The sequence below is a fragment of the Soonwooa purpurea genome (assembly GCF_053891095.1).
This window is the reverse complement of sequence record NZ_JBSSMA010000005.1, coordinates 15,653-40,691: the sequence shown is the minus strand read 5'-3', so window position 1 is coordinate 40,691 and position 25,039 is coordinate 15,653. Positions and strand designations below refer to the sequence as shown.

The 25,039-nt window shown below is 36.0% G+C and carries 22 protein-coding genes; 3 read left to right on the top strand and 19 right to left on the bottom strand.

Features of this window, described 5'->3' with window-relative positions; all coding sequences use genetic code 11:
- Positions 1-56: 56 nt before the first annotated feature.
- The 18 genes from ACVFVN_RS06045 to ACVFVN_RS05960 all read right to left on the bottom strand — a co-directional run bounded on the left by ACVFVN_RS06045 (position 57) and on the right by ACVFVN_RS05960 (position 20,054).
- Positions 57-1,136, bottom strand: a complete 1,080-nt coding sequence (locus tag ACVFVN_RS06045) for a chorismate mutase (protein ID WP_456234619.1) — start codon at positions 1,134-1,136, stop codon at positions 57-59.
- Positions 1,137-1,569: 433 nt separating this feature from the next.
- Positions 1,570-2,034 (bottom strand): hypothetical protein, encoded by a 465-nt coding sequence (locus ACVFVN_RS06040; protein ID WP_165137108.1) that lies wholly within the window; start codon positions 2,032-2,034, stop codon positions 1,570-1,572.
- A 146-nt stretch (positions 2,035-2,180) separates the two neighbouring features.
- Entirely contained in the window at positions 2,181-3,263 is a 1,083-nt protein-coding gene (gene dnaX, locus ACVFVN_RS06035; RefSeq protein WP_165137105.1) for a DNA polymerase III subunit gamma/tau, read from the bottom strand.
- Positions 3,264-3,368: 105 nt separating this feature from the next.
- Positions 3,369-6,086, bottom strand: a complete 2,718-nt coding sequence (locus ACVFVN_RS06030; RefSeq protein ID WP_456234618.1) for a sodium-translocating pyrophosphatase — start codon at positions 6,084-6,086, stop codon at positions 3,369-3,371.
- 148 nt (positions 6,087-6,234) lie between these two features.
- Positions 6,235-6,846, bottom strand: a complete 612-nt coding sequence (locus ACVFVN_RS06025) for an inorganic pyrophosphatase (protein ID WP_456234617.1) — start codon at positions 6,844-6,846, stop codon at positions 6,235-6,237.
- A 22-nt stretch (positions 6,847-6,868) separates the two neighbouring features.
- Positions 6,869-7,378 (bottom strand): DUF7935 family protein, encoded by a 510-nt coding sequence (locus ACVFVN_RS06020; protein ID WP_456234616.1) that lies wholly within the window; start codon positions 7,376-7,378, stop codon positions 6,869-6,871.
- A gap of 99 nt (positions 7,379-7,477) precedes the next feature.
- Positions 7,478-8,380 carry a hypothetical protein gene (locus tag ACVFVN_RS06015; protein WP_165137078.1) on the bottom strand — a complete coding sequence of 301 codons (903 nt, stop codon included), beginning with the start codon at positions 8,378-8,380 and terminating at the stop codon, positions 7,478-7,480.
- 2 nt (positions 8,381-8,382) lie between these two features.
- Complete coding sequence (gene radC / locus ACVFVN_RS06010; RefSeq protein WP_456234615.1) at positions 8,383-9,060, bottom strand: RadC family protein; 678 nt, start codon at positions 9,058-9,060, stop codon at positions 8,383-8,385.
- Positions 9,061-9,074: 14 nt separating this feature from the next.
- Positions 9,075-9,740 (bottom strand): ABC transporter ATP-binding protein, encoded by a 666-nt coding sequence (locus tag ACVFVN_RS06005; RefSeq protein WP_456234614.1) that lies wholly within the window; start codon positions 9,738-9,740, stop codon positions 9,075-9,077.
- 15 nt (positions 9,741-9,755) lie between these two features.
- Complete coding sequence (locus tag ACVFVN_RS06000; protein ID WP_456234613.1) at positions 9,756-12,086, bottom strand: ATP-dependent helicase; 2,331 nt, start codon at positions 12,084-12,086, stop codon at positions 9,756-9,758.
- Between the two features lie 67 nt (positions 12,087-12,153).
- Positions 12,154-12,618 (bottom strand): hypothetical protein, encoded by a 465-nt coding sequence (locus ACVFVN_RS05995; protein ID WP_456234612.1) that lies wholly within the window; start codon positions 12,616-12,618, stop codon positions 12,154-12,156.
- Positions 12,615-13,661 (bottom strand): hypothetical protein, encoded by a 1,047-nt coding sequence (locus ACVFVN_RS05990; protein ID WP_456234611.1) that lies wholly within the window; start codon positions 13,659-13,661, stop codon positions 12,615-12,617. Before ACVFVN_RS05990 ends, ACVFVN_RS05995 begins: the two co-directional genes overlap by 4 nt.
- 4 nt (positions 13,662-13,665) lie before the next feature.
- Positions 13,666-14,514, bottom strand: a complete 849-nt coding sequence (locus ACVFVN_RS05985) for a glycosyltransferase (protein ID WP_165137060.1) — start codon at positions 14,512-14,514, stop codon at positions 13,666-13,668.
- An 11-nt stretch (positions 14,515-14,525) separates the two neighbouring features.
- The gene (locus tag ACVFVN_RS05980) at positions 14,526-15,326 is read right to left on the bottom strand and encodes a class I SAM-dependent methyltransferase (protein WP_456234610.1); all 801 of its coding nucleotides are present in this window, start codon (positions 15,324-15,326) and stop codon (positions 14,526-14,528) included.
- Positions 15,326-16,729 carry an aspartate ammonia-lyase gene (gene aspA / locus ACVFVN_RS05975; protein ID WP_165137054.1) on the bottom strand — a complete coding sequence of 468 codons (1,404 nt, stop codon included), beginning with the start codon at positions 16,727-16,729 and terminating at the stop codon, positions 15,326-15,328. The genes ACVFVN_RS05980 and aspA overlap by 1 nt, the downstream gene beginning before the upstream one ends.
- Before the next feature lie 214 nt (positions 16,730-16,943).
- Positions 16,944-18,638, bottom strand: coding sequence for a lysine--tRNA ligase (lysS, locus tag ACVFVN_RS05970; protein WP_456234609.1), 1,695 nt, complete (start codon positions 18,636-18,638; stop codon positions 16,944-16,946).
- A gap of 79 nt (positions 18,639-18,717) precedes the next feature.
- Complete coding sequence (gene rlmF / locus ACVFVN_RS05965) at positions 18,718-19,647, bottom strand: 23S rRNA (adenine(1618)-N(6))-methyltransferase RlmF (RefSeq protein ID WP_456234608.1); 930 nt, start codon at positions 19,645-19,647, stop codon at positions 18,718-18,720.
- 5 nt (positions 19,648-19,652) lie between these two features.
- A complete protein-coding gene (locus tag ACVFVN_RS05960; protein WP_165137045.1) occupies positions 19,653-20,054 on the bottom strand; it encodes a c-type cytochrome in 402 nt (133 codons plus the stop codon).
- Positions 20,055-20,384: 330 nt separating this feature from the next.
- Between ACVFVN_RS05960 and dusB the strand changes: the two genes are divergently transcribed.
- The 3 genes from dusB (at position 20,385) to ACVFVN_RS05945 (ending at position 23,925) form a co-directional block, all read left to right on the top strand.
- Complete coding sequence (dusB, locus tag ACVFVN_RS05955) at positions 20,385-21,374, top strand: tRNA dihydrouridine synthase DusB (protein ID WP_456234607.1); 990 nt, start codon at positions 20,385-20,387, stop codon at positions 21,372-21,374.
- Positions 21,375-21,680: 306 nt separating this feature from the next.
- On the top strand, positions 21,681-22,589 hold the full coding sequence (locus tag ACVFVN_RS05950; protein ID WP_165137039.1) for an ABC transporter ATP-binding protein: 909 nt from the start codon (positions 21,681-21,683) through the stop codon (positions 22,587-22,589).
- Between the two features lie 22 nt (positions 22,590-22,611).
- On the top strand, positions 22,612-23,925 hold the full coding sequence (locus ACVFVN_RS05945) for an ABC transporter permease (RefSeq protein WP_456234606.1): 1,314 nt from the start codon (positions 22,612-22,614) through the stop codon (positions 23,923-23,925).
- Positions 23,926-24,114: 189 nt separating this feature from the next.
- Here the strand turns inward: ACVFVN_RS05945 and prmA are convergent, their stop codons facing one another.
- Positions 24,115-24,942 (bottom strand): 50S ribosomal protein L11 methyltransferase, encoded by an 828-nt coding sequence (prmA, locus tag ACVFVN_RS05940; protein ID WP_456234605.1) that lies wholly within the window; start codon positions 24,940-24,942, stop codon positions 24,115-24,117.
- Positions 24,943-25,039: the final 97 nt, after the last annotated feature.

Sequence of the window (25,039 nt, the reverse complement as noted above, 5' to 3'; positions counted from 1 at the left end):
CTCTCGCAAAGCTCAATTTGTAGAAGTGAAGTTTTGTGATTTTGAACTATCAAAAACTATCTGTTGATCATTATATTGTTTTGAACCTCGATTGATTCTTCGTGAATGGCTTTGAATATTTTTTCAATAAAATCCTGGCTCATACTAGATTCATTGGCTTTTTGCGCAGCATATTCAGCAATAATCTTCCACCGCTCTGGCTGGAAAATAGCGATATTATTCTCTTTTTTTAATGTTCCAATTTTTTCAGAAATTTTCATACGTTGCGACAACAATTCAATGAGTTGAAAATCCAAATCACTGATTAGAGTTCTGTATTTCCCCATTTCGTCTTCGTAACCAGAAATGTCCGACCTACGAATCTGAATATCATTAATCATTTGTGCTAGAACTTCTGGCGTAATCTGTTGCGCAGCATCACTCCAAGCTTCATCAGGATTACAATGGCTTTCAATAATTGCACCTTCGTAACCTACATTAAAAGCTTCCTGCGTTACGCTGGCAAGCCCAGTTCTATTTCCACAAATATGCGAAGGGTCGATAAACATTGGGATATTTGGGAATTGATGTTTAAAATCTAAAGCTATTTGCCAATTCGGAATGTTGCGGTATTTTGTTTTTTGGTAAGTCGAAAACCCCCGATGAATAACACCCAAATTTTTAACATCTTGACCCAAAAGTCGTTCTAGCGCACCAATCCATAATGCCAAATCTGGATTAACTGGGTTTTTCACCAAAACAGGTTTTTCTGTTCCACGAAGTGCTTGCGCGATTTCCTGAACTGTGAATGGATTAACCGTTGAGCGCGCACCAATCCACAAAACATCAACATCTGCTTCCAAGGCTGCAAAAACATGGTGTGCATTAGCAACTTCCGTAGCGGTTTTGAAACCATATTCTTCCTTAACCTTTTTCAACCAGTTCAGTCCAATAACGCCGACACCTTCAAAGCCATTCGGTTTTGTGCGAGGTTTCCAAATTCCCGCACGGAAAACTGAAACGTCAGCATCGCTTTCTTTAAGTCTTTTCGCTGTTTCTAGCATTTGACTTTCGCTTTCTGCAGAACATGGCCCTGCAATAATCATTGGTTTTTCAAAACCTGTTATCCAATTATTTTCTAAGTCGTTTAAGTTCATTTTATATCGTTCCTTTTTATGAGTAATAATACAATAGTCTATCTGTTATAAATCAAAATTTATAATTCTTTAGCAAAAAATGTTGTTTAAAAAAATCTTAAATGTGACACGGAACATGAATATTCCGTTTATTTTTTGAAAAAGAAATTTAGTTAGCTATACCAATAATATCGGTAATAACTTTTAAAATTTCTATAATAAGTTCCAAAATAGCTAAACAATCCACCAAAAATAAAGGCAGATACTAAAGTAAAGAAATATGGAAATTTTATCGCTTCCATTAATAAGTCCTTTTGACAAAGGCTTTTCAGCTAGTTTGATTAATAATTTTTCTACAATTCGGTAGAAATACAGAACAAATATATGACTTTATGACAAATTACAACAAAATATTATTATTTTTTTCAAAGGCAAAAAATTAAAAATCTTAGGATTAAGACAAATCAAACCGCATCAAATCATTAAGATCTTTAAGTACAGGATTAATCTCAGAGAATTTTTCGAAAAGTTTTTTCTTGGTCATCACTTCTTGAACGATGCTTTTGTCTTCTTTAAAACTCAAGCGAATCGAGAAGTTTTTAATTTTGTGTTTGAAATGATTAACAAATTCTCCCGCAACTTTGTCAAATTCAGCTTTTGCTGTCGAAGAAGAATACAAAACTTCGATTTGTGATTCGTTGATTTTGGTAAGTTTAAAATTGTTTATTGCATTATAAGCCACTGAATCCAACTTTGACAATTTCAACAAAAAACCTTTCCATTCGCGTTCTAAATCAGCTTGTGAAAAATGCTCATTTGGTAAATCCTCTTCAATAGGGGCAAAAAGTTCAGTCGATTCTTCTTTTTTATTTAGAAAAGCATTGATACTAAATTCTGACGATCGCGCTTGTTGCGCCAAAGGCTTTGCTGATTTCTCAACTTTTGGTGGTGCTTCTGGAAAATTTGGTACCGATTTTTTTACCTCAACCTCGCTTTTATTTTGAGGAACTGGCGCATTGGAATTGGGAGATGTTTTTAAATTAGCTTGTAGAAGAGGTGCTAATATTAAGAACTTTTTTTTTTAGCTTCTAATCCTGCTGTAAGACTAGAAAGTTGCATCAATGCAATCTCAACTGTCAAACGTGGATTTTTGGAATTTTTGTAATTGATATCTGCGAAATTACAAATCTCAATTGCATCTATTAACTGTTGGGCTGACCATTTTTGACTTTGATCGAAGAATTTTTGTTTCGTCTTTTCTCCAACTTCAATTAATGCTAAAGTTTGAGGATTTTGTGACATCATCAAATCCCGAAAATGACTTCCTAATCCAGCAATGAAAACATGTGGATCAAAACCTTTTTTAACAATTGTATCAAAAGCGGTTAATACTTCTGGAATTTTATTGTCTTTCGCAAAATCTACGATATTAAGATATTGATCGTAATCTAAAATATTAAGAACTTCAGCAGCTTTCTCTAAAGTGATATTTTTCTGAGAAAAAGTTGACAATCTATCAAAAATCGATAAGGCATCACGCAAGGCGCCATCGGCTTTTTGAGCAACCATATACAGCGCATCATCTTCGTAAGCAATGCCTTCTTTGTCAGCAATTTTCCTAAGATGATCTTGGATATCCTCTATCGTAATTCTTTTGAAATCATAAATCTGACAACGCGACAAAATGGTCGGGATAATCTTATGTTTCTCTGTTGTTGCTAAAATGAAAATCGCATGAGCAGGGGGTTCTTCCAAAGTTTTAAGAAAAGCGTTGAAAGCCGCGGTTGACAACATGTGAACCTCATCGATGATGTAAACCTTATATTTCCCAACTTGTGGTGCAAACCTTACTTGATCGGTTAAATCTCGAATATCATCAACCGAGTTATTGGAAGCAGCATCTAACTCATAAATATTAAGTGCAAAGCCATCATCATCATTAGCGCCAGATTTTTCGTTAATTTTTCTTGCCAGAATTCTTGCGCAGGTCGTTTTACCAACACCACGCGGTCCACAAAACAACAATGCTTGCGCCAATTGATTTTCTTCAATAGCGTGCTCAAGGGTATCTGTGATATGCGATTGACCAACAACTGTGTCAAACTCTTGTGGACGGTATTTTCTAGCAGAAACAACGAAATTTTCCATTGCTCAAAAATAAGGAATAAATTTGAATTTTAAAATCTTTATCCGAGTTTTAGTAGAAATAAAGAAAGCCAGCAGTGGCCGACTTTCTCATTCCAAAACTACTTACTATAATGTTGTCACTCGGACATCAATTCTTCTATTCTTGGCTTTACATTCTGCAGTGTCATTGGTTGGACAAATTGGAAATTCGGAGCCGTAACCTTCCGTTTCTACTCTATCTGTTGCAATTCCTGCATCTAGCATTTTTTGTTTTGCGGCGTTCGCACGTTCCAAAGACAACGTTTTATTGGATTCTGGATTCCCTGTGTTGTCTGTGTAACCACCAAGTTTAACTTTAATACTTGGAACATCTTTCATAATTGCAATTAGATTATTCAATTGAAGTTCCGAACCAGATTTTAAATTACTTTTCCCTGATTCGAAATATAAATTTTCAATCGTAAACCAACGCTTATCATCAAGTAAACTTTCCTCCTTCTTTTTTACACCTTGATACATGTTCCAAAGTTGACTTTTGTTTCCTAAGTTAATTTCTTCTCCCGAATTTAATTTTACTTTTTCAAGATCACCAAGTTCATAAACAAAATCACCATCAGGAGTAAGATTTCCAACAATTATAGACTCTTCCGCTATAGTTGAATGATTAGATCCCAACATTATTTTTGCATTAAGATGTTCTATTTTTTCTAAACGTTCTTCAATAATTTGATCGTGGTACATCGTTGCCAACGAAGGTGCTATAACAAGAGAAACAATCGACATGAGTTTAATTAAAATATTCATAGATGGACCAGATGTGTCTTTGAAAGGATCGCCAACTGTATCGCCCGTCACCGAAGCTTTATGCAAATCTGAACCTTTATAATGTATTTCTCCATTAACTTCCACACCTTTTTCAAAGGACTTTTTTGCATTATCCCAAGCGCCTCCAGCATTATTTTGGAACATTCCCAAAAGTACGCCACTCACCGTAGCGCCAGCTAGAAAACCACCTAAAACTTCAGGACCAAAGCTAAAACCAATAATTAATGGCGACAAAATAGCAATAGCGCCAGGCGGCATCATTTTACGAATCGAAGCATCTGTAGAAATGGCTACACATTTTTCATATTCGGGTTTTGCTTTACCTTCCAAAATACCTGGAATCTCTCGAAATTGTCTTCGTACTTCCTCTACCATTGCCATTGCTGCTTTTCCCACAGCCGTGATGGCCAAAGATGAAAATATAAACGGAATCATGGCACCAATAAACAAACCTGCTAAAACATCTGCTCGATAAATATCAATCCCATCGATTCCTGCAATACCAACAAAAGCAGCAAACAAAGCCAAAGCCGTTAAAGCTGCTGAAGCAATTGCAAAACCTTTCCCAGTCGCTGCAGTCGTATTACCAACAGCATCCAAAATGTCTGTTTTTTCTCGAACCTCACTCGGAAGTTCACTCATCTCCGCAATACCACCTGCGTTATCTGCAATGGGACCAAATGCATCAATCGCAAGTTGCATCCCCGTTGTTGCCATCATCCCAGCTGCAGCAATCGCAACACCGTAAAGACCAGCACACAAATAAGAACCATAGATTCCTCCCGCCAATACAAGAATTGGAAGCATCGTAGATTCCATACCTACAGAGATACCACCAATTATATTAGTTGCATGCCCAGTACTCGATTGTCTTACAATACTTTTAACAGGACGCTTCCCCATCGCGGTATAATATTCGGTTATGATACTCATCAAAGTACCTACTACTAAACCAACGATAATTGCACCATAAACACCATTTCGTGTAAATTCAAATCCGCGAAGAAGCATTTTTTCAGGTAAAATATATTGAACTAAAAAATAACAAGCAATCGCGGTAATAACAATACTTCCCCAGTTTCCTAAGTTGAGCGCATTTTGCACTTTTGCTGTACTTAGTGCAACAGTATCACTAACTTTAACAAAGAAAGTACCTATAATTGAAAAAATAATCCCTAGCCCAGCAATAAGCATTGGTAAAAGAATTGGTGCAAAACCACCGAACTGATCAACAGATATTGTTTCTCTTCCCAAAACCATTGTCGCCAAAACGGTTGCAACATAAGAACCAAAAAGGTCAGCACCCATACCAGCAACGTCACCAACATTATCACCCACATTATCCGCAATAGTTGCTGGATTACGCGGATCATCTTCGGGAATACCTGCTTCCACTTTTCCAACAAGATCAGCTCCAACATCCGCCGCTTTTGTATAGATACCTCCACCAACACGCGCGAACAAAGCTATAGATTCGGCACCGAGAGAAAAACCTGTTAGCACTTCTATCGCGCGTTCCATCTCTTGAGAATCAACGGAAGCATTAGGCGCAATAAGTTGTTTAATAATAAGATACAAAGACCCTAATCCTAAAACAGCCAAACCTGCGACACCCATTCCCATAACAGAGCCTCCTGTAAACGAAACCTTCAGAGCTTTTGACAAACTTGTCTTTGCCGCTTCGGCTGTTCTGACATTGGCTTTGGTAGCGATTTTCATTCCGATAAATCCTGCCAAAGCACTCAACACGGCTCCGATAACAAATGACAAACCGATTGACCAATGCGAACTGGCATTAGAAAAGCCCATGAAACCAAGTAATAATGCGACGATGATAACAAAATAAGTTAAGACTTTGTATTCAGCAAAAAGAAATGCCATTGCGCCATCAGCGATATAGCCGCTAATTTCTTTCATTCTGTCATTTCCTGCAGGTTGCCGACTAACCCAATTGCTTTGGATAAAAGTATACAATAAGGCGACTACTCCAAATAGAGGAACCAAATAAAATAAATCCATAGTTTATTGTTTTAATATTAAAATTGTGATTGGTTTGATAAATATATAAAAAATATTAAATAATAAAATAAAAATAACAATTTCATTAAAACAAAAAAAAACAGACGAAATCGCCTGTTTTATATCATCTTTAAAATCTACTTAGCTATTACCCGCCGTAGTTTTTAGCATAATCTTTTTGAGAAGCTACAATAACTTCTTTCGCGTGATCCGCTCCGTAGATCTCATCGATTCTACAATTTGCAGGTTCGAAAGGTAAGTTTTTGTAAGTTAAAAAATAGTGTTGTAGTCTTGAAACTTCAGCTTTGGGAAGTTCAGAAATATCACGAATATGTCCATAGACTTGATCATCAACCAATACCGAAATAATTTTGTCGTCCGCCTCACCTTTATCAATCATTTTGAATCCTCCGATCGGGATAGCATCCATCAAAAGACCACCAGAGTGAATATTGTGCGAGCTAAGAACCAAAATATCCAATGGATCGTGGTCGCCTTCTGCTACATCGGCCGAACCTCTTTCGATTGCCAATTTTTTAACTTCTTCGTCGCAATAAGTTCTTGGTACAAAACCATAAACCGCTGGAATAATGTTGGAAAATTTTTGAGGACGGTCAACTTTAAGAAAACCTGTTACTTTATCTACTTCGTATTTGATTGTATCAGAAGGTACGATTTCTACAAAAACCGTTACTACATTTGGCGCATCCGGTCCTGCAGAAATCCCGTGCCATGGATGCGATTTAAAATTTGGAATCATAATTTTATAAAACTATTTATCTTTAAACTAATTTATTAACATCGTTTCGTAAGCCTTCGATACTATCGCTGATATAATCCTCAGCATTTACATAGTTCATCAGCAATACGGTTTTGAAATCCTCCAAAGAAGAATTTTCACTTAGCTTTTCATAAGTTGTATGCAAAAGCTGAATAACATTATTTTTTGAAGTTACAATGTTGTTCCAAGAGATTTTGGTAATATACAATTGTTGGGACGAGTTGTACTCAAATTCCTCATTAATCGTCTTTTCCACCAAAAATAAAAACTCATGAACTGCCAAGTCTTTATCGAATTTCATGACAAAGTTAGAAGGCTTGAGGCGTTCCAAAAACAAAGTCATTCTTTCGTTAGCTTGTAGCTTGATAGTGTTGTTCGATTTCCCCGAAAGTAGCAGTAACTCCTTCTTTTTAAGATTTAAAAAACCATATACAAACTGTCTTGCAAAAAACAAAAACGGTACAGCAATAAGGATTGCAAAGGCATAAGGTAAATAATCTGAATCGAACATTTCTATTTTAAATGAGGTTGCAAAATTAATAATAATTATGCTTCTTTTTACTAAAATATTTAATAAAAGTAATTGTTGTTACAAAAGCTTAACACTTCTTTAGGAAAATATTTTTGTTGTCGCTTTTAAAATAACTTTGGACTTGGGGTTTTCAAAACTTTTGTAAGGTCGCAATTCTGGGCGATATCCGCGGAAAAACTCTTCAACATTAGGAAGGTCACTACCTTCAAAATCAAAAACACGGCTTCCAACATAATTTTTAATCGCATCATCTATCAAGACGCAAGCCCCACTAAGTTTTACAAAAGCTTTGTCATTAAAGGTTCCTAACAAAATTGCGTTGACATCATCTTCATACATTGCAATCATGTTAATCCATTTATGATGGTATTTGAAGCCAAAAACTTTAAGGTAGTTTTGGTTAAAAAATGCTTCAAAAACATTGATAAAATCTTCCAAATCTTGACCTTCTACTCCAGCACTATTGTTACGGATAAAACTTTTAACCTCCGAAAAATTATTCACCAAAATCCGTTCAGAATTATCTAAAACTTCTTGGTCTAATCGCAGTTTACGTTTTCTTTTTGGAGAATATTTTTGTCGAATTTCCTCATAATTTCCAACAGGAATAAGAAAATTATTTCGATTTTTTAAATCTAAATTAATTTGGTTAGCATCATTAAAAGCATAATACCAAACAGCGTATTTGGCATTCAGAACTTCAAAAAAATGTTGATTCAGTTTGTCATCATCTACTTTAGAAAAAACGCCTAATTGCTGACAGAGCTTTGGCAGAATGACATATTTAAGCCCGAATTTTTTCTGTAATGGCACTGGCAAAACGGCTTCGTAATCGTCTTTTACAAGAAGTTCCCAATTGCCTTTGCCAGCAACAATATCGAGATAATGCGGATATGCATAGCTTTTACATTGTGCCGAATTATCCAAACAATTTATATATTTATCAAAATCAATATCTTGATATTTTACTTTTCTAATCATGTTTACAACATATTTTCGTCCGCAAAACTAAAATAGCTTTGTTGCGAAACTATCAAATGATCTAATAATTCTATTTTAAGCAATTTCCCTGCTTCTTTAATATCTTTGGTAATGCGAATATCCTCAGCACTTGGTTTTAAACTTCCCGATGGATGGTTGTGTGCCACAATAATTCCTGTGGCAAAATGGTCCAATGCCATGCGAAACAGAATCCTAACATCCACGACGGCTTGGGCAATTCCGCCTTGTGACAAACAGGTTTTATGAACAATTTTATTACTCTGATTAAGAAATAAGACCCAAAATTCCTCATGACGAAGTTCGGACAAAAAAACTTTTAAAACCTTGTAAGCATCTTTGCTGGAACCAATCTGAATTTTCTCGGGAACTTCTTGCAAAGCTTTTCGATTTCCGATTTCCAAAGCCGTCGCAATAGAAATGGCTTTGGCTTCGCCTATCCCTTTGAACTTCATTAAATCCTGAATGCTCAAAAGACTTAGCTGATGCCAATTGTTACTAACAGATTCTAAAATTCGTCGTGCCAATTCTACTGCTGATTCCTCACGGTTGCCACTTCCCATAATAATAGCAAGCAACTCCGAATCCGACAATGTATTTCTACCTTTCAGTAAAAATTTTTCGCGTGGACGGTCATCTTCAGCCAAGAATTTTATACTCACGATTTTAGTTTTAGTTAAACAATCAACCCATCCTTCATCACCAATTTTCTATCGGTACTTTCTGCCAAAATTGTATTGTGCGTTACAATGACAAAAGTTTGTTTGTACTTATCTCTCAAATCAAAAAATAACTGGTGTAAGTCGTCTGCATTTTTGGAATCCAAATTCCCCGTTGGCTCATCTGCATAGATGATTTTCGGCGAATTAATCAATGCTCGCGCCACGGCAACACGCTGCGCTTCTCCACCAGACAGTTGACTTGGCTTGTGGTGCATACGTCCTTCGATATTGAGATCTTCAAAAATTGAAAAAGCTTTTTCTGTCATTTCTTTCAAATTTGCATTAGCTATTCTTGCAGGAATTAATACATTTTCTAAAGCTGTAAATTCTGGAAGCAATTGGTGAAACTGAAATACAAATCCTATATTTTGATTTCGAAATTTTGATAATTCTCTATCTTTTATATTCAAAAACGAATTGCCATTTAGCTCCAACAATGTTCCAAATTTAGTAGGTGTTGTTGGCGTGTCCAATGTTCCTAAGATCTGAAGAAGTGTAGATTTTCCAGCGCCAGATTCTCCAACAATGGAGACTACTTCGCCTGGTTTGATATGGATATCAACACCACGAAGCACTTCTAGATTTCCATAAGATTTATGAATATTTTTAGCTTTAATCATATTGCAATATAAGAATTAAATCTTCGTTAGTTTTGCGAATTTTAATATTAAATTTTTCTCTCCTTCATTAGCAAAATGGACTTTGGCTTTGATATTTTGCGGATCTGTCCCGTCCAAAAACATAACTTCTCCAATTCCAAAACGGTCATGTCGTACGCGGTCTCCAACTTCTATATCTTGCGAAGATTGTCCCGAAGGATTTATAATTTTGGCACTGGCCACAGGTTTAAGATTTTTAGGAACCAATTTTTCTTGTGGTGCCGTACTTATTGTTTTTTTCGCTTCTTTCTTTTTGAAGAAAGGTCCATCTACTGGCGGCGCATCATCGAATATGGAAGAATTGAGCCCAGAATGATTGATCGTGCGACGTTCCAAAGCTGGATTAATAAATTCTAAATATTCTGAATCGATTTCGCTAAGAAAACACGACGGCTCGGCATCTGTAATTTTCCCCCATTGGAAACGCGACACTGCGTAGGTAAAGAAAGCTTGTTTCTCCGCTCTGGTTAAAGCCACGTAAAACAAACGCCGCTCCTCTTCCAACTCTTCTCGCGAAGAACTGCTCATAAAGCTCGGGAAAAGATTTTCTTCTAAACCAACCAAATGCACGACTGGAAATTCTAAACCTTTGGAAAGGTGAATCGTCATCAGCGACACCATATCTTCGTCGTCATTATTCTGTTGTGTATCCGAAGAAAGCGCGATATTTTCTAAGAAATTTGATAAGCTTGGATCTCCATCTTCCAATTGTTGTTGTTCTTCTAAAAATCCTTGCATGGAGTTTAGTAATTCCTGAACGTTTTCCACACGAGAAATACCTTCTGGCGTTTGGTCGTCTTTAAGAAGTTTGATAAGACCGCTTCGTTTGGAAACCTCCATCGCGACATTATAAACATTATCTTGTTTCAACATCACTTGGAAAGCTTTTATCATCGCCCAAAACTCTCCTAATTTATTAAGAACTCCATTATTTAAACCTAATCTTGGGGAATAAAATCCAATATTATTAAGAACTTCTGCTAATGAAATATTATTTTGATCCGCAAAAACAATTAATTTATTTTGTGTCGTATCACCTATGCCTCGTGCTGGAAAATTTATAATTCTAAGAAGTGCTTCTGCATCATTTTCGTTAACCAAAAGGCGTAGATATGCAATAAAATCTTTAACCTCTTTCCTTTGATAAAACGACAAACCGCCATACACACGGTATGGGATATTTTTCTTTCTCAGCGCATCTTCAAAGGCTCTGGTTTGGGAATTGGTACGATATAGAATTGCGAAATCCTCAAATTTTCTTTGCTCACGATTTCTAATTTCCCAGATATTGGCTGCGACAAAGTTGGCTTCGTCCGCATCCGAAAGACTTCGGTAGATTTTTATTTTTTCGCCTTCTTCATTTTCGCTGAATACATTTTTTTTGAACTGTTGTAAGTTTTTAGAAATAACAACATTAGCCGCGTTTACAATATTTTGTGTCGAACGGTAATTCTGCTCCAAAGATACAGTGTGTGCGTCCGGATAATCTTTTTTAAAATTAAGGATATTATAAATATTGGCGCCACGAAAAGAGTAAATCGATTGGGCATCGTCACCAACAACGCAAATATTTTCAAATTTTGAAGCCAAAGCTTTAACAATCAAATATTGAGAATGGTTGGTATCTTGGTACTCATCCACCAAAATGTATCGAAAACGATCTTGATATTTTGCTAAAACTTCTGGGAAACGCGTCAACAATTCGTTAGTTCTCAATAGCAAATCATCAAAATCCATGGCGCCAGAACGGAAACAAGTGTCTACATATTTTCGGTAGATTTCGCCCATAGCTTTCATGTTCGCGCGTTCGTCAGCTTCGATTAGTTCTGGATTATTAAAATAAGCATTAACTGTTATCAAATTATTTTTGTACTGAGAAATACGTCCTTGCACTTTCTTTGGTTTATAAACATCAGAATCGATGTTCATTTCTTTAAGAACTTTTTTCAGAACATTAAGGCTGTCTTGCGTGTCGTAAATTGTAAAGTTGGAAGGAAAACCCAAATAATGTGCTTCGCTTCTCAACAAACGTGCAAAAACCGAGTGAAAAGTTCCCATCCAAAGAGATTTTGCATCGCTTTCACCAACGACTTTTGCGATACGCTCTTTCATTTCGCGTGCCGCTTTGTTGGTAAATGTTAATGCTAAAATATTGAACGGATCGACATTATTAGTTATCAAATGGGCGATACGCATTGTAAGAACTCTTGTTTTACCAGAACCTGCGCCCGCCAAAACCATGAGTGGCCCTTGTAATGTTGTAACTGCCTCGTATTGTGACTCATTCAATCCTTTCAAATAATCCATGTCGTATCCAAATTTCGGACAACAAAATTAGGGATTTTTTTATGGCTTTCCTAAGTCTTGGCGAAAGCTATTTCTTTTTCTTTTCGCTTGGCAATCTATCGCTAAGATATACACCGTCAATGATGTTCTGATCATGATAAATAGGCACAATTGCATATTTGTAATTAGAATTCGGATTCTCTGTCAAAATATTAAAAACAAAATAATCTATCGGATCGTAGATTCTTGTATATTTAAAATCGTACACCGTTTTCAAATCAGATATTGTAATTTTGCCAGAACTTCTACTTGTACTTTCACACGTTTTTTTAATATTATCTTCTGTCAATTTTTTTGCAAGCGTTACTGACATTTTATAATCTTTAAACTCAGTATAATCCTGTTTCTCACATTTTGCAAAAAATAAAGCACTAAATTCTTTAGCCAATTCTAAACGTTCTGCATCGATTTTCGAATTGGAAATTTTCTTAAAAACTTGTGCATTTATCGAAACACAAAATAATAAAAGTAAAAAAGTATATAGATTTTTCATGGTATTAAATTTAATAATGTTTGTTCTGCTTTTTCTAAAATATGTTCTTTTGAAAACACAGAAAATGCCTCAGAATCTTGTTGTTTAAGTTTTTGAAATTGTATCCAAACATTGTCTTCTTCGTTAACAATAAATTCTAAATTCGAAACATAGGATTTCGGAAAAACTGCAAATTTCCCATATTTTATCGCATCACCGATATTTCCAGTCATTTTGCTAATTCCATAGAACTCTTGAATGCCCAAAAATTCGGTTTCTTTTTGAATTGGGCACCATAAAACATCGGTTTTTTGCATCCAAAAATCGAAATCGCTTTGCGAAACTTTTTCCTGGAAATACACAATATTAATGTGACTCGGAATATTATGTTTTAAAACTTCAATTTCATTTTTGATAGTTTTATTCGCTTTTCCGAGCAGAACCAAATTAATTGCAACCGAATGTTCATTAAGATTTTTTAGACTTGAAAAAATATGTTGATAATCTCTCCTTTTTTGCGAAGCCGCGCCGGGAACTACAATGCACAATTGATCAGTGTTATTTTTTTCCGTTTTAAACTGATTATAAAAGAGATTTAGAAATTCAAATTTTTCATTTTTAAAATGTTCATCAAGTACCAAAAGTTTATTTTTTTTGTATAAATAGGGTGATGACAACAAGCTTTCCTTCAACAAAAGTTTTATGCGAAACTTCCAATCTTTTTTAAAGACAGATTGTAACAACTGCGTTTTATTCGCTTTAGAAAAATTAAGATTGTGACAAATAATCGCCATGGGAAATTTAGAAGCTATTGCCAAAAAAGTATTGAAATAGCGATGCGCCGTTCCAACAATGACCAGATCATAACTCGCTTTGGCAAGTTGATTATGGATAATACTGGGTTCTGAAATTTTGACATTCTCTGATTTGACATCGAAAATCTTGTAAACTTTTTCTGACAAAAAAAAATCAACTTCAAAAAGTTTGGAATCTTTAAAAAGATTATAAAAATTATGTGCAATTTCTGCGTGGGTATCCAACTCGACGTAAGCTATTTTTCGCATGATTTTAGGATTTTAAATACTTCTTAAACATCATTTGCCAACGTAATTTTTGAATATATTGCATTTCGTCACGCGTCAAAATATGTTCAGAATTTTGTCTAAAATAAGCGCGCATCGTAATAAAAAACTCTGAGAAACTTTTGGATTTCATCGCGGATTTTGCCGAAGAAATCATTGCCAAAGGAATATCCAGACCAATATTATAAAAATATTCTCCCAACTTTTCGGCTTTTTGTTTTTTATATTTATAAGCTGTGGGGCGCAAATGTTTGACCCAAAGATCTTTAATCGTCGCAACTTCCCAACCTTCTTTTTGCGCCAACATCACATCGATATTGTCCCATCCCAAAACGGCACGAAGTCCGTCCATATCACGGAAACATTGCTTGCGATAAGCTTTTATCGGACCACGCACATGATCTTTGGATGACAAATTCTCGAATATCCAATCTCCTTTTTCATCCTGAATATAGACCAATCCACTTAACATCCCGAGTTTAGGATTTGCTTCAAAACCTTGGTTAATTCGGAGAAGATAATCGGGTGGAAAAATAATATCGGCGTCGTATTTACAAATCACATCTATATCATAAAGAACTTCGTCTGACAGGCCTTTTTCAAAAGTTCTGACGACTTTTGCGCCAGGTTGATGCGTTGATTTTTCAAGATTTTTTAACGTAAAATTAGAATGGACTTCAACGAAGTTTTCAACTATTTTTTGGGTAGTATCGGTAGAGCCATCATTAACCACAACACAACGAAAATCTTGAAAACTTTGCTGAGCCAAAGACTCCAAACATTGTAAAACACAAGCTTCTTCGTTGTGCGCGGGAATAATGATTAAGAATTTCAAATTCTATTGATTTAAAATGAGTTTTGCTTAATTGAAATCTGAAACAAGTTATCTGGCGTTTTTGGACTTTCGAAAACTTTGGTTTTGAAATCGCCTTTCACAAAAATAGCGCACATCGTATTCTCGACATGGTAGAGATGCTTGTGAAGCTCAGAAGGAACAGCATCCAAAATAGCCTTGAAAACCTCGTAACGAACTTTCTCTGGATTGAAAGCATAGTCGTGCCAAACCACCACAGATTCGTCATGCAACAAATTCTGAAAAACCTTTTCTGTATCGTGTTTTACCATTTCATAAGAATGATCGCCATCGATAAAAACCAGATCAAATTTTTTATTTAAAGCTTTAAAATCAAAAGTTTGGGTATTGGATTCAAGATGTTTGATGTTAGGATTTTTTTTGGACAAAATCCCGTGCAATTCTGCATATCTAGGATTCCATCCGAAATCCAGCATTTCCTGTTTTGACAAATTGAGCGTATAACAGTCATCGATATGTTTTGCAACATTCCAAACGCTTTCACCACGCCAAGTTCCGATCTCGAAATAAGATTTTTTATTTTGCGATAAAGCTTTTAGCAAGGCGATATCCGTTGGTAAAGAACCGCCATCTAAGACAAATAAATCAACCTCCAAATCTAAATTTTGCCCCAACAATTCATGAAAGGACAATTGTGGAAGTGTTTTTAGGTTTGGATATTTTTGACCGTGATCTTGTTCTCGCACAAGGTTTTCGTTTAAAACATGATTGAGTAAACTTGGTTCTTTAATAATATTTTGAGAAGCTTTTAATAGCTTTTTCAGTTTCGACATTATATCAGATTATGAGGTTTTAGCATAGCGGCAGGATCAAGAATGGCGTCTAATTTTTCTTGTGTTAAAATCTGATGTTCTAATACCAAATCGTAAACGCTTTTTCCAGTTTCTAAAGCTTCTTTAGCTATTTTAGTTGAGTTTTTGTAACCAATATAAGGGTTAAGCGCTGTTACAATTCCGATGCTATTTTTTACCATATTAAGACAAACTTCTTTATTAGCTGTAATACCAATGATACATTTTTCGCGAAGTGTATCTAAAGCATTGCTCATAAAATTGTTGCTTTCCATAATGGCGTGGCAAAGTACAGGCTCCATCACATTAAGCTGTAACTGTCCTGCTTCTGCTGCGAAAGTCACTGTCAAATCGTTGCCGATGACTTTATAACAAACTTGGTTAACCACTTCGGGAATTACGGGATTTACCTTTCCTGGCATAATAGACGAACCTGGTTGCATAGGTGGCAAATTTATCTCAAAAAAGCCAGCTCTTGGGCCTGAGGCTAATAAACGTAAATCATTACAAATCTTGGACAATTTAACCGCCAAACGTTTCATGGCAGAAGAATAAATCACGTAAGAACCTGTATCGGGTGTTGCTTCCACCAAGTTAGGCGCCGTTACAATTGGCATTCCTGTAAGCTCCGCTAGGTTAAGCGCACAACGTTTCGCATACATTGGTGGCGCATTAAGTCCTGTGCCAATCGCAGTTGCGCCCATATTAATTTCAACAAAAAGAAGTGCATTGTTATTTAGTTTAGAAATATCTTCTTCAAGATTTGCGGCATAAGCTTCGAACTCTTGTCCTAAAGTCATTGGCACGGCATCCTGCAATTGGGTTCTTCCCATTTTGATAACATCGTGGAACTCGTGACCTTTTGCTCTGAATGCTTCAATGGTTTTGATTAATTTTTTTACCAAAACAGCATTCATGTTATACAATGCAATTTTAATCGCAGTTGGATAGGCATCATTCGTAGATTGTGACAAGTTAATATGATCGTTCGGCGAACAGAACTGATAATCGCCACGCTCTTTCCCCATCATCTCCAAAACACGATTGGCAATAACTTCATTAATGTTCATATTAACAGAAGTTCCTGCGCCACCTTGTATCATATCGATTGGAAATTGATCATCGAATTTTCCAGCTATAATTTCGTCACAAGCTTTTACGATGTGTTGATACAATTCTTCCTCTAACAATCCTAGCTCATAATTGGTTCTAGCTGCGCCTTTTTTCACATAACCTAAAGCTTTGATAAACTCAGGAAATTGTGATAAAGTCTGTCCAGAAATTTTAAAATTCTCGATAGCTCTTTGGGTTTGCACACCATAATAAGCCTTGGCTGGGACTTGTAATTCTCCTAATAAATCACTTTCTATTCTATAGTCTGTCATACGATCAAATTAAAACGGAAAGTTAAGATTTTTTGAAGAAACCGAAAATTTTTAAACACGAGTTTTCATACTTTTTTTCGCTAAGCTGTTTTAGATTTTTGAAGTAAAATAAAAGCTGATGTATTTATAATCGTAATTTTAAGAAACATTGTTTCGTGTTATACAAAAAAAAACGAACCGAAGTTCGTTTTTACATTATATTTTGAATGGAATTTTAAGCCAGTTTCATTAATAAAACCTCATCTATTTTTTCCACTTTTACCAGATTATTTTTGGTTAAAGTTTTAGAAGCTTTGTCCCATTTTTTTCCAGAGAATTTGGTTTGCTCTTTCACCTCGTTCAAAGGCATTGTTTCACCGGACTTTAAGATTTCCATGATTAATTTTTCATCATCTCCCAATTCTACAGTTGGAATAGCTTTTTCTGGTTTCATTTGAGGGAAGAAAAGCACTTCTTGAATAGAAGGATTGTTGGTTAAAAACATAATTAATCGATCCATTCCGATTCCTAAACCTGAAGTTGGCGGCATACCATATTCCAAAGCTCTTAGGAAATCTTGATCGATGAACATCGCTTCATCATCACCTTTTTCAGATAATTTCATTTGCTCTTCAAAACGCTCTCTTTGGTCGATTGGATCGTTCAATTCCGAATAGGCGTTGGCGATTTCTTTTCCACAAACCATTAATTCGAAACGCTCTGTAAGACCTTCTTGGCTTCTGTGTTTTTTTGTAAGCGGCGACATTTCTATAGGATAATCTGTAATGAAAGTCGGCTGAATGAAGTTACCTTCGCATTTTTCACCGAAAATTTCATCAATTAATTTTCCTTTACCCATGGTTTGATTTACATCGATTCCAATAGATTTTGCGAAATTGAATAATTCTTCTTCCGTTTTTCCTGTAATATCAAATCCTGTGAATTTCTGAATTGCTTCCGTCATCGAAACTCTTGGATACGGCGCTTTCCAGTTAATCGTATGTTCGCCAAACTGAGATTCTGTTGTTCCATTAACTTGCGTTGCGCAGAATTCTAATAACCTCTCGGTGAAATCCATCATCCAGTTGTAATCTTTGTAGGCAACGTAAATTTCCATTGCTGTAAATTCTGGATTGTGCGTTCTGTCCATTCCTTCATTTCTGAAGTTTTTAGAGAATTCATAAACGCCGTCAAAACCACCTACAATAAGTCTTTTAAGATACAATTCGTTTGCAATTCTTAAATATAATGGAATATCTAAAGCGTTGTGATGTGTGATAAACGGCCTTGCTGCAGCACCACCAGGAATGGATTGTAAGATTGGCGTTTCCACTTCGAAATAGCCTGCATCGTTAAAGAAATTACGCATCGCATTGAACAATTTTGTTCTTTTCACAAAAATTTCCTTCACATGAGAATTCACAACCAAATCGGCATAACGTTGTCTGTAACGCATTTCTGGATCGTTGAAACCATCGTGCACATTTCCATCAGCATCAACTTTTGGTAACGGAAGCGGACGAAGTGATTTTGCTAACAGTGTAAAATTCTTCACATTTACGGTCATTTCACCCACTTGAGTTTTAAACAAATAGCCTTCGATACCGATAATATCACCGATGTCTAAAAGTTTTTTGTAAACTTCGTTGTACAAATCTTTATCATCACCAGGACAAATTTCGTCGCGGTTAAAATACACCTGAATACGGCCTGTAGAATCCTGCAATTCTGCAAAAGAAGCTTTCCCTTGGATTCTTCTGGACATTAATCGACCTGCAATCTTCACCTGTTTACCTTCTGCAAAATCCTGTTTTATAGATTCTGTAGTATCAGTAATTGTGTATTCGTTTGCTGGGAATGCATTAATCCCCATTTTGCCAAGTTCTTCTAACTTCTGGCGACGGATAATTTCCTGTTCAGATAATTGCATGATTGTTTATTAAAAATAACGTGCAAAATTAGTGATTTTTAAACAGATGGTCAACCAATTATTTCAGAATTTAGTTAAATTAAACCTGATAATTTTTATGTTCAGCTAACGGTACGAAACTCCAAGCCAGAATTCGACTTATTTTTTGACCTTGTGCCATATCAATAATTTTAACTTCTAAAGCTTTTTTCTCCGAAATTAATTTTAAAAGTTGAGACAAATTATCTTTTTTGGAAACCAAACATGTAAACCACAACACTTGCTTCGAAAATTCTTGACTTTCATGAATCATTTTTGAAACAAATTCGATTTCGCCACCTTCGCACCAAAGCTCGGAATCTTGTCCTCCAAAGTTAAAGTGAGCAGTCTTAATTTTGGCATGTCGGAGATTTTTATTTTTTCTGATATTGCCTTTTACAGCCGCTTCCTGCGAATCGTGGAAAGGTGGATTGCACATCGTAAAGACAATTTTGTCATTGGGTTCAATAATATTTTTAAAAATAAAATCTGAATTGGGTTGATGTTTTAGTTTAATAAAATTTTTTAAATCTGGATTAAACTCTAAAATCTGTTCAGCATTTTTCAAAGATTTTTCACTAATATCCGAACCCAACATCTGCCATCCATAAGAGCGATTTGCGAGCAAAGGATAGACAAGATTAGCGCCTACACCAACATCCACTCCAACCACCAAATGTCCTTGGGGAATGTCACCAAAACTTTCAGCTAAAAGATCAGCAATATAATGGACATAGTCGGCACGCCCAGGAATTGGAGGACAAAGATTAGCCTCTGGAATATTCCAATTTTCTATCCTGTAATAATGTTTCAACAACGCTTTATTAAGCAATTTAACCGCTTTGGGTAAACTAAAATTAATACTTAGGTTGTCATATTTATTTCTAAAAACAAAGTGTTTCAGTTCTGGAATTTCACGAATTAAGACATCGAAATCATAAGAATTACGATGTAGATTACGAGGATGTAGGCTGGATTTTTCTTGAGGCATTATGCTTATTTCTTTAAACTAAGAACATAAGCTGCCATCAATTTTGCATTTTCTTGACTCAGTCCACTGTGCGCTGCCATTGGAATATTTCCCCAAACGCCTGAACTTCCTTTAATAATTCTATCAGCCAACAATTCAATATTTTCTGGTGTATTTTCATACTTTGCCGCGACTTCTTCATAAGAAGGCCCAATTAATTTTTCATTGATTTTGTGGCAAGCAAGACAATCCGCACCTTCCACCAAAGATTTTCCTTCTTCCAAAGGTGTTAATTTTTCAACTGGTGCCTGTGGTTCTTCAATCAAAGTTGTGGTTTCTGCTTTTTCTTCTTTTTTGCCGCAAGAAATAGCGAATATGCTTAAAGAAATCAGCACGACTTTTTGGAAATTTGATGGTAATACTTTCATAGAATACTTTTTAACAAATTTAGAAAAACTAAACCAAACAAAAAACCCTTAAAGTCTGAATTAGTCAATATAAAAAAGAGACTGCGTAAGGCAGCCTCTGGACATTCGATTAACTGTAGATAAAATTAGGTTATTAGTTTTTATTCCAACTTTAAGTTAATAAATGATATTTGGATTTATGTTTTTAGAGATGCAAAAGTCTTAAAAGTATTTGTTAAATCATATACCCATTTTGGGGTATATTGGAATGTTCTCAAATTTTGTAAAAGCGTCAATAACTATAGTCTAAAGTCATTTACAACAAATTCTAAAAATGCGTATTTTTGCAACATGATAAAAATTGGCAATATAGAACTTCCTGATTTTCCGCTTTTACTAGCGCCAATGGAAGACGTTTCGGACCCTCCTTTCAGAAGATTATGCAAAATGCATGGTGCAGATCTTATGTATTCTGAATTTATTTCTTCAGAAGGTCTCATTCGAGATGCTATAAAAAGCCGAAAAAAACTAGACATTTTCGATTACGAAAGACCTGTTGGTATCCAAATTTTTGGGGGCGACGAAGAAGCTATGGCAATGTCAGCGCGAATTGTGGAAACCGTAGAACCGGATTTGGTAGACATCAATTTTGGCTGTCCTGTGAAGAAAGTTGTTTGTAAAGGCGCTGGCGCTGGCGTCCTTAAAGACATCGATCTGATGGTTCGGCTGACGAAAGCGGTTGTAAACTCCACGCATCTTCCAGTGACTGTAAAGACGAGATTGGGTTGGGATACAGAAAGTATCAACATCGATGAAGTTGCAGAACGATTACAAGAAACAGGTATAAAAGCCTTGACCATCCATGCTAGAACACGCGCGCAGATGTACAAAGGCGAAGCGGATTGGCATCACATTTCTAGAATCAAAAACAATCCCAATATCGAAATTCCTATCTTTGGAAACGGTGATATTGACTCTCCAAAAAAAGCTTTGGAATACCGAAACAAATTCGATTGTGATGGCATTATGATAGGTCGTGGCGCGATTGGATATCCTTGGATTTTCAATGAAATAAAACATTATTTCGAAACGGGAGAAATATTGCCTGAGCCGACAATTGCGCAACGTCTGGAAGCCGTTAAAAACCATGCCAAATGGTCTGTAGAATGGAAGGGTGAACGCCCAGGCCTTATGGAAATGCGTCAACATTATAGCAATTATTTCCGTGGCATTCCACATTTTAAAGAGTTTAAAACCCAGTTTTTACAAGCGGTTACTTTGCAAGAAGTGGAAGTATTAATCGAGGAAACGAAGGCTTTTTATGAGACTAAAGTTTTTTAAGCACTATACGCTAGGTTAATTGTAAAAGTCGTTAATTGTTAATTGGGGAAATTGTTATTTTTCAAATGTGAGCTTCAATTAATTCGTCACAAGCTGTAACAATTCACAAAGTTTTATACTAATATTATAAACTTGGAAATTTTTCAATCAAAAAAAAAGGAAAATTTCTAGTTATAAACAATCTCTAGCCACGATGGAAGCGGCATCCTTTGGGATTGTAGTGAGGCGACGGAGCGTAGCGGAGTCGTCCGAGCGACAAACCAAAGATACAGCGGACAGCGTGATAAAGCTCCTAAAAAAATAAATATGCTAAAAGCAGAACATATCCGAAAAACTTACAACGCAGGAAAAAAAATCGCACTTCAAGATTTCAGCATCAACGTGCCAACTGCGAGTATCTACGGACTTCTGGGTCCCAATGGTGCAGGAAAAACTTCTTTTATCCGTATCATCAATCAGATCACACAGCCCGACGAAGGCCAGGTCTGGATCAACGATCAATTGTTAAACCCCGAACATATTAAAGCGATTGGCTACATGCCAGAAGAGCGCGGGCTTTATAAAAATATGACGGTTGGTGATCAACTTTTGTATTTTGGAGAACTAAAAGGCATGTCGCGCCAAGATGCATTGGAGCAAGCGAAATATTGGTTTCAACAATTAGAAATCGACCAATGGTGGAAAAAGAAATTAAGCGAATTATCGAAAGGTATGGCGCAAAAAATACAGTTTGTAGTAACGGTTTTGCACCGTCCCAAATTGTTAATTCTGGATGAGCCTTTTTCTGGTTTTGATCCCGTAAATGCCAATTTGATAAAAGACCAAATCCTGAAACTTAAAGAAAATGGAACCACCATAATCCTATCAACACACCGTATGGAAAGTGTGGAAGAAATGTGCGACTATGTTGCATTAATCAACAATTCTAAAAAAGTATTGGACGGGAAAGTCTTTGATGTGCGCGAGCAGTTTAAAGAAAACATTTTCGCTGTGACACTTTCTGATGTTAACAGCGAACAATTTGAAAACTTCCGCATTCAGCATAATTTAGAAAATTTTAAAGAAGAAAATTCGTTGTTATCTTTTGATTTAAAACAATTGGACAATAGAAATAATCTGCTTCAAGAATTGATGAGCATTGGGAACATTCGCAGTTTTAATGAAAAAATCCCAAGCATGAACGAAGTCTTTATCAATGCCGTGAAGTCCAACTAATTCCCTCTTCAAATCTGATACAATGAAAAACATTATACTCATCACCAAAAGAGAATTTCTTACGCAGGTTAAGAAAAAATCTTTTATTATTTTAACAATTTTAGCACCACTTTTAATGATTGGATTTGGTGCTTTGATTGCTTTTATGTTTAAAGCCAACGAGTCCGAATACCACTTCAACGTTATTGACAAAAGTGGCATTTTTAACAAACAACTAAAATCTTCTAAAGACATCACCTATACCTTTGTTCCGACTTCTACGGAAACAGCTTTAACAAGCGCTTTGAAAGATATGGAAGGCATCGACGGTCTTTTAATCATCCCAGAAGTTAAAGACAACAATTACAATTCGCTGGAAAGTACCACTAAATTGTTGACAAACAAAAAAATCGGAATGGACGCCAAAAACGCCATTAACAATGATCTAAGTGATATTCTGAAAAAAGAAAAAATTAAACAACTGGGCCTTTCAGAAAATCAAATCGTAAACCTCAACGCTGGTTTCAAAATTACCACGCAGAACATCGCCGAAAATAACAAACCCGACAACGACTTGGCTTTCGGCATCAAAACAGGGCTAAGCATGGTTTTGGTCTATGCAACATTTATGTTCATTATTATTTATGGCGTTCGGGTGATGCGCAGTGTTCTGGAAGAAAAAAACAACCGCGTTGTCGAGATTATCATCTCATCGGTAAAACCTTTTGAATTGATGATGGGAAAAATCATCGGCGTTACATTGGTTGCTTTAACGCAGTTTATCATTTGGATTGCGATGTTCGTAACCTCAGCATTGTTCCTTAATACAGGATTTTCGGCAATGCAAGGCAATTTACCAGCTCAAGCCGAAGACACGATGAACAACATGGATGTTCAGCAGATTATCGCGCAAGTTTCACACACCTTGCTGGATATGAATTTTGGGCTTATCATCGTCGTATTTATATTGTTTTTCTTATTTGGATATATCTTTTACAGTTCCATGTACGCGGCAATTGGCTCAGCTGTTGACAACGAAACCGAAACACAACAATTCACGCTATTTGCCATTATGCCACTCATGTTAGGCATGTACGGAAGTTTCACGATTTTCAATAATCCAGATGGCCCACTTGGTTTTTGGCTATCGATTATTCCCTTCACTTCACCAGTAGCCATGGTAGCAAGAATTCCTTTTGGTGTTCCTGTTTGGCAGATTGTTTTATCAATTTCATTACTGATTGCCTCAACGCTTTTCATGGTTTTTGTAGCTGCCAAAATCTATAGAATCGGAATCTTAATGTACGGAAACAAAGCTACCGCAAAGGAACTTTGGAAATGGATTAGAACGAAATAAATTGGGGCGTGCCTCCAAAATCCAAAAATCGCGGACGACAAAGTCGTCCGCGATTTTTGGATTTTGGAGGTCGGTCTACGCGCAGTCGCTGTCTATAAGGCACGGCATCGGCTTCGCTCGCCGCCGTGCCTTATAGACGAGCTCCAACAATGCGCTTCGCCCTCACGCAAATTTGGGAAAGTTGCTATTTTATTTTTTCAAAAGAAGACTTACCCATTCTTCTCGCTGTATTTGTTTTTCCAAAGTTAAATTTTGCTCTTTACAAACCTCCAAAATATCGTCAACATCAAAGAAACAAAGCCCTGATAACAACAATTCGCCACCATCGTTAAGATCTGCTACATAAGTTGGAATATCCGAAATCAAAATATTACGGTTGATATTCGCTAAAATAATATCGAATTTCTCTTTTCCAAGATTATCAGCTGTCCCCAACTCTATTCTTAGCTCAACATTATTGCGCTCTGCATTTTCGTGTGAATTTTCTACCGACCATTCATCAATATCGATAGCCAAAGTATCGCCAGCGCCTCTTTGTTTTGCAAAAATCGCTAATACCGATGTTCCGCAACCCATATCAAGCACTTTTTTATCCTCGAAGTCCATATCATACATCTGCTGAATCATCAAATGCGTTGTCGCATGATGTCCCGTACCAAAAGACATTTTGGGCTGAATGATAATTTCGTAAGGCAAATTTTGACTTTCATGAAACTCTGCGCGAATCAAAACTTTATCATCAATATTGATGGGCGTAAAATTCTTTTCCCATTCTTCGTTCCAGTTGATATTTGGCATTGTCTTATATTCATAAGAAATTTCAACGTTAGGAGAATTAAGAAGGTTTAAAGTTTTTAATTCTTCTTCGTTATATAAATCTTCTTGGATATAAGCCAAAATCCCGTCGTGCTCTTCCGTAAAACTATCGAAGCCAATGCCGATAAGTTCTGCCATTAATATCTCACTCCAAGGTTGAGCAGGTTTTATTTTGAAAGTAAATTCTAAGTACGATGTCATATTTTGATTTTAAAATGCAAAAATACGGATAATGCTTTGAAAATAAATTTATGCTTAAATAAAAAACAACCCGAATTTTCCTACGAACCAATTTTTT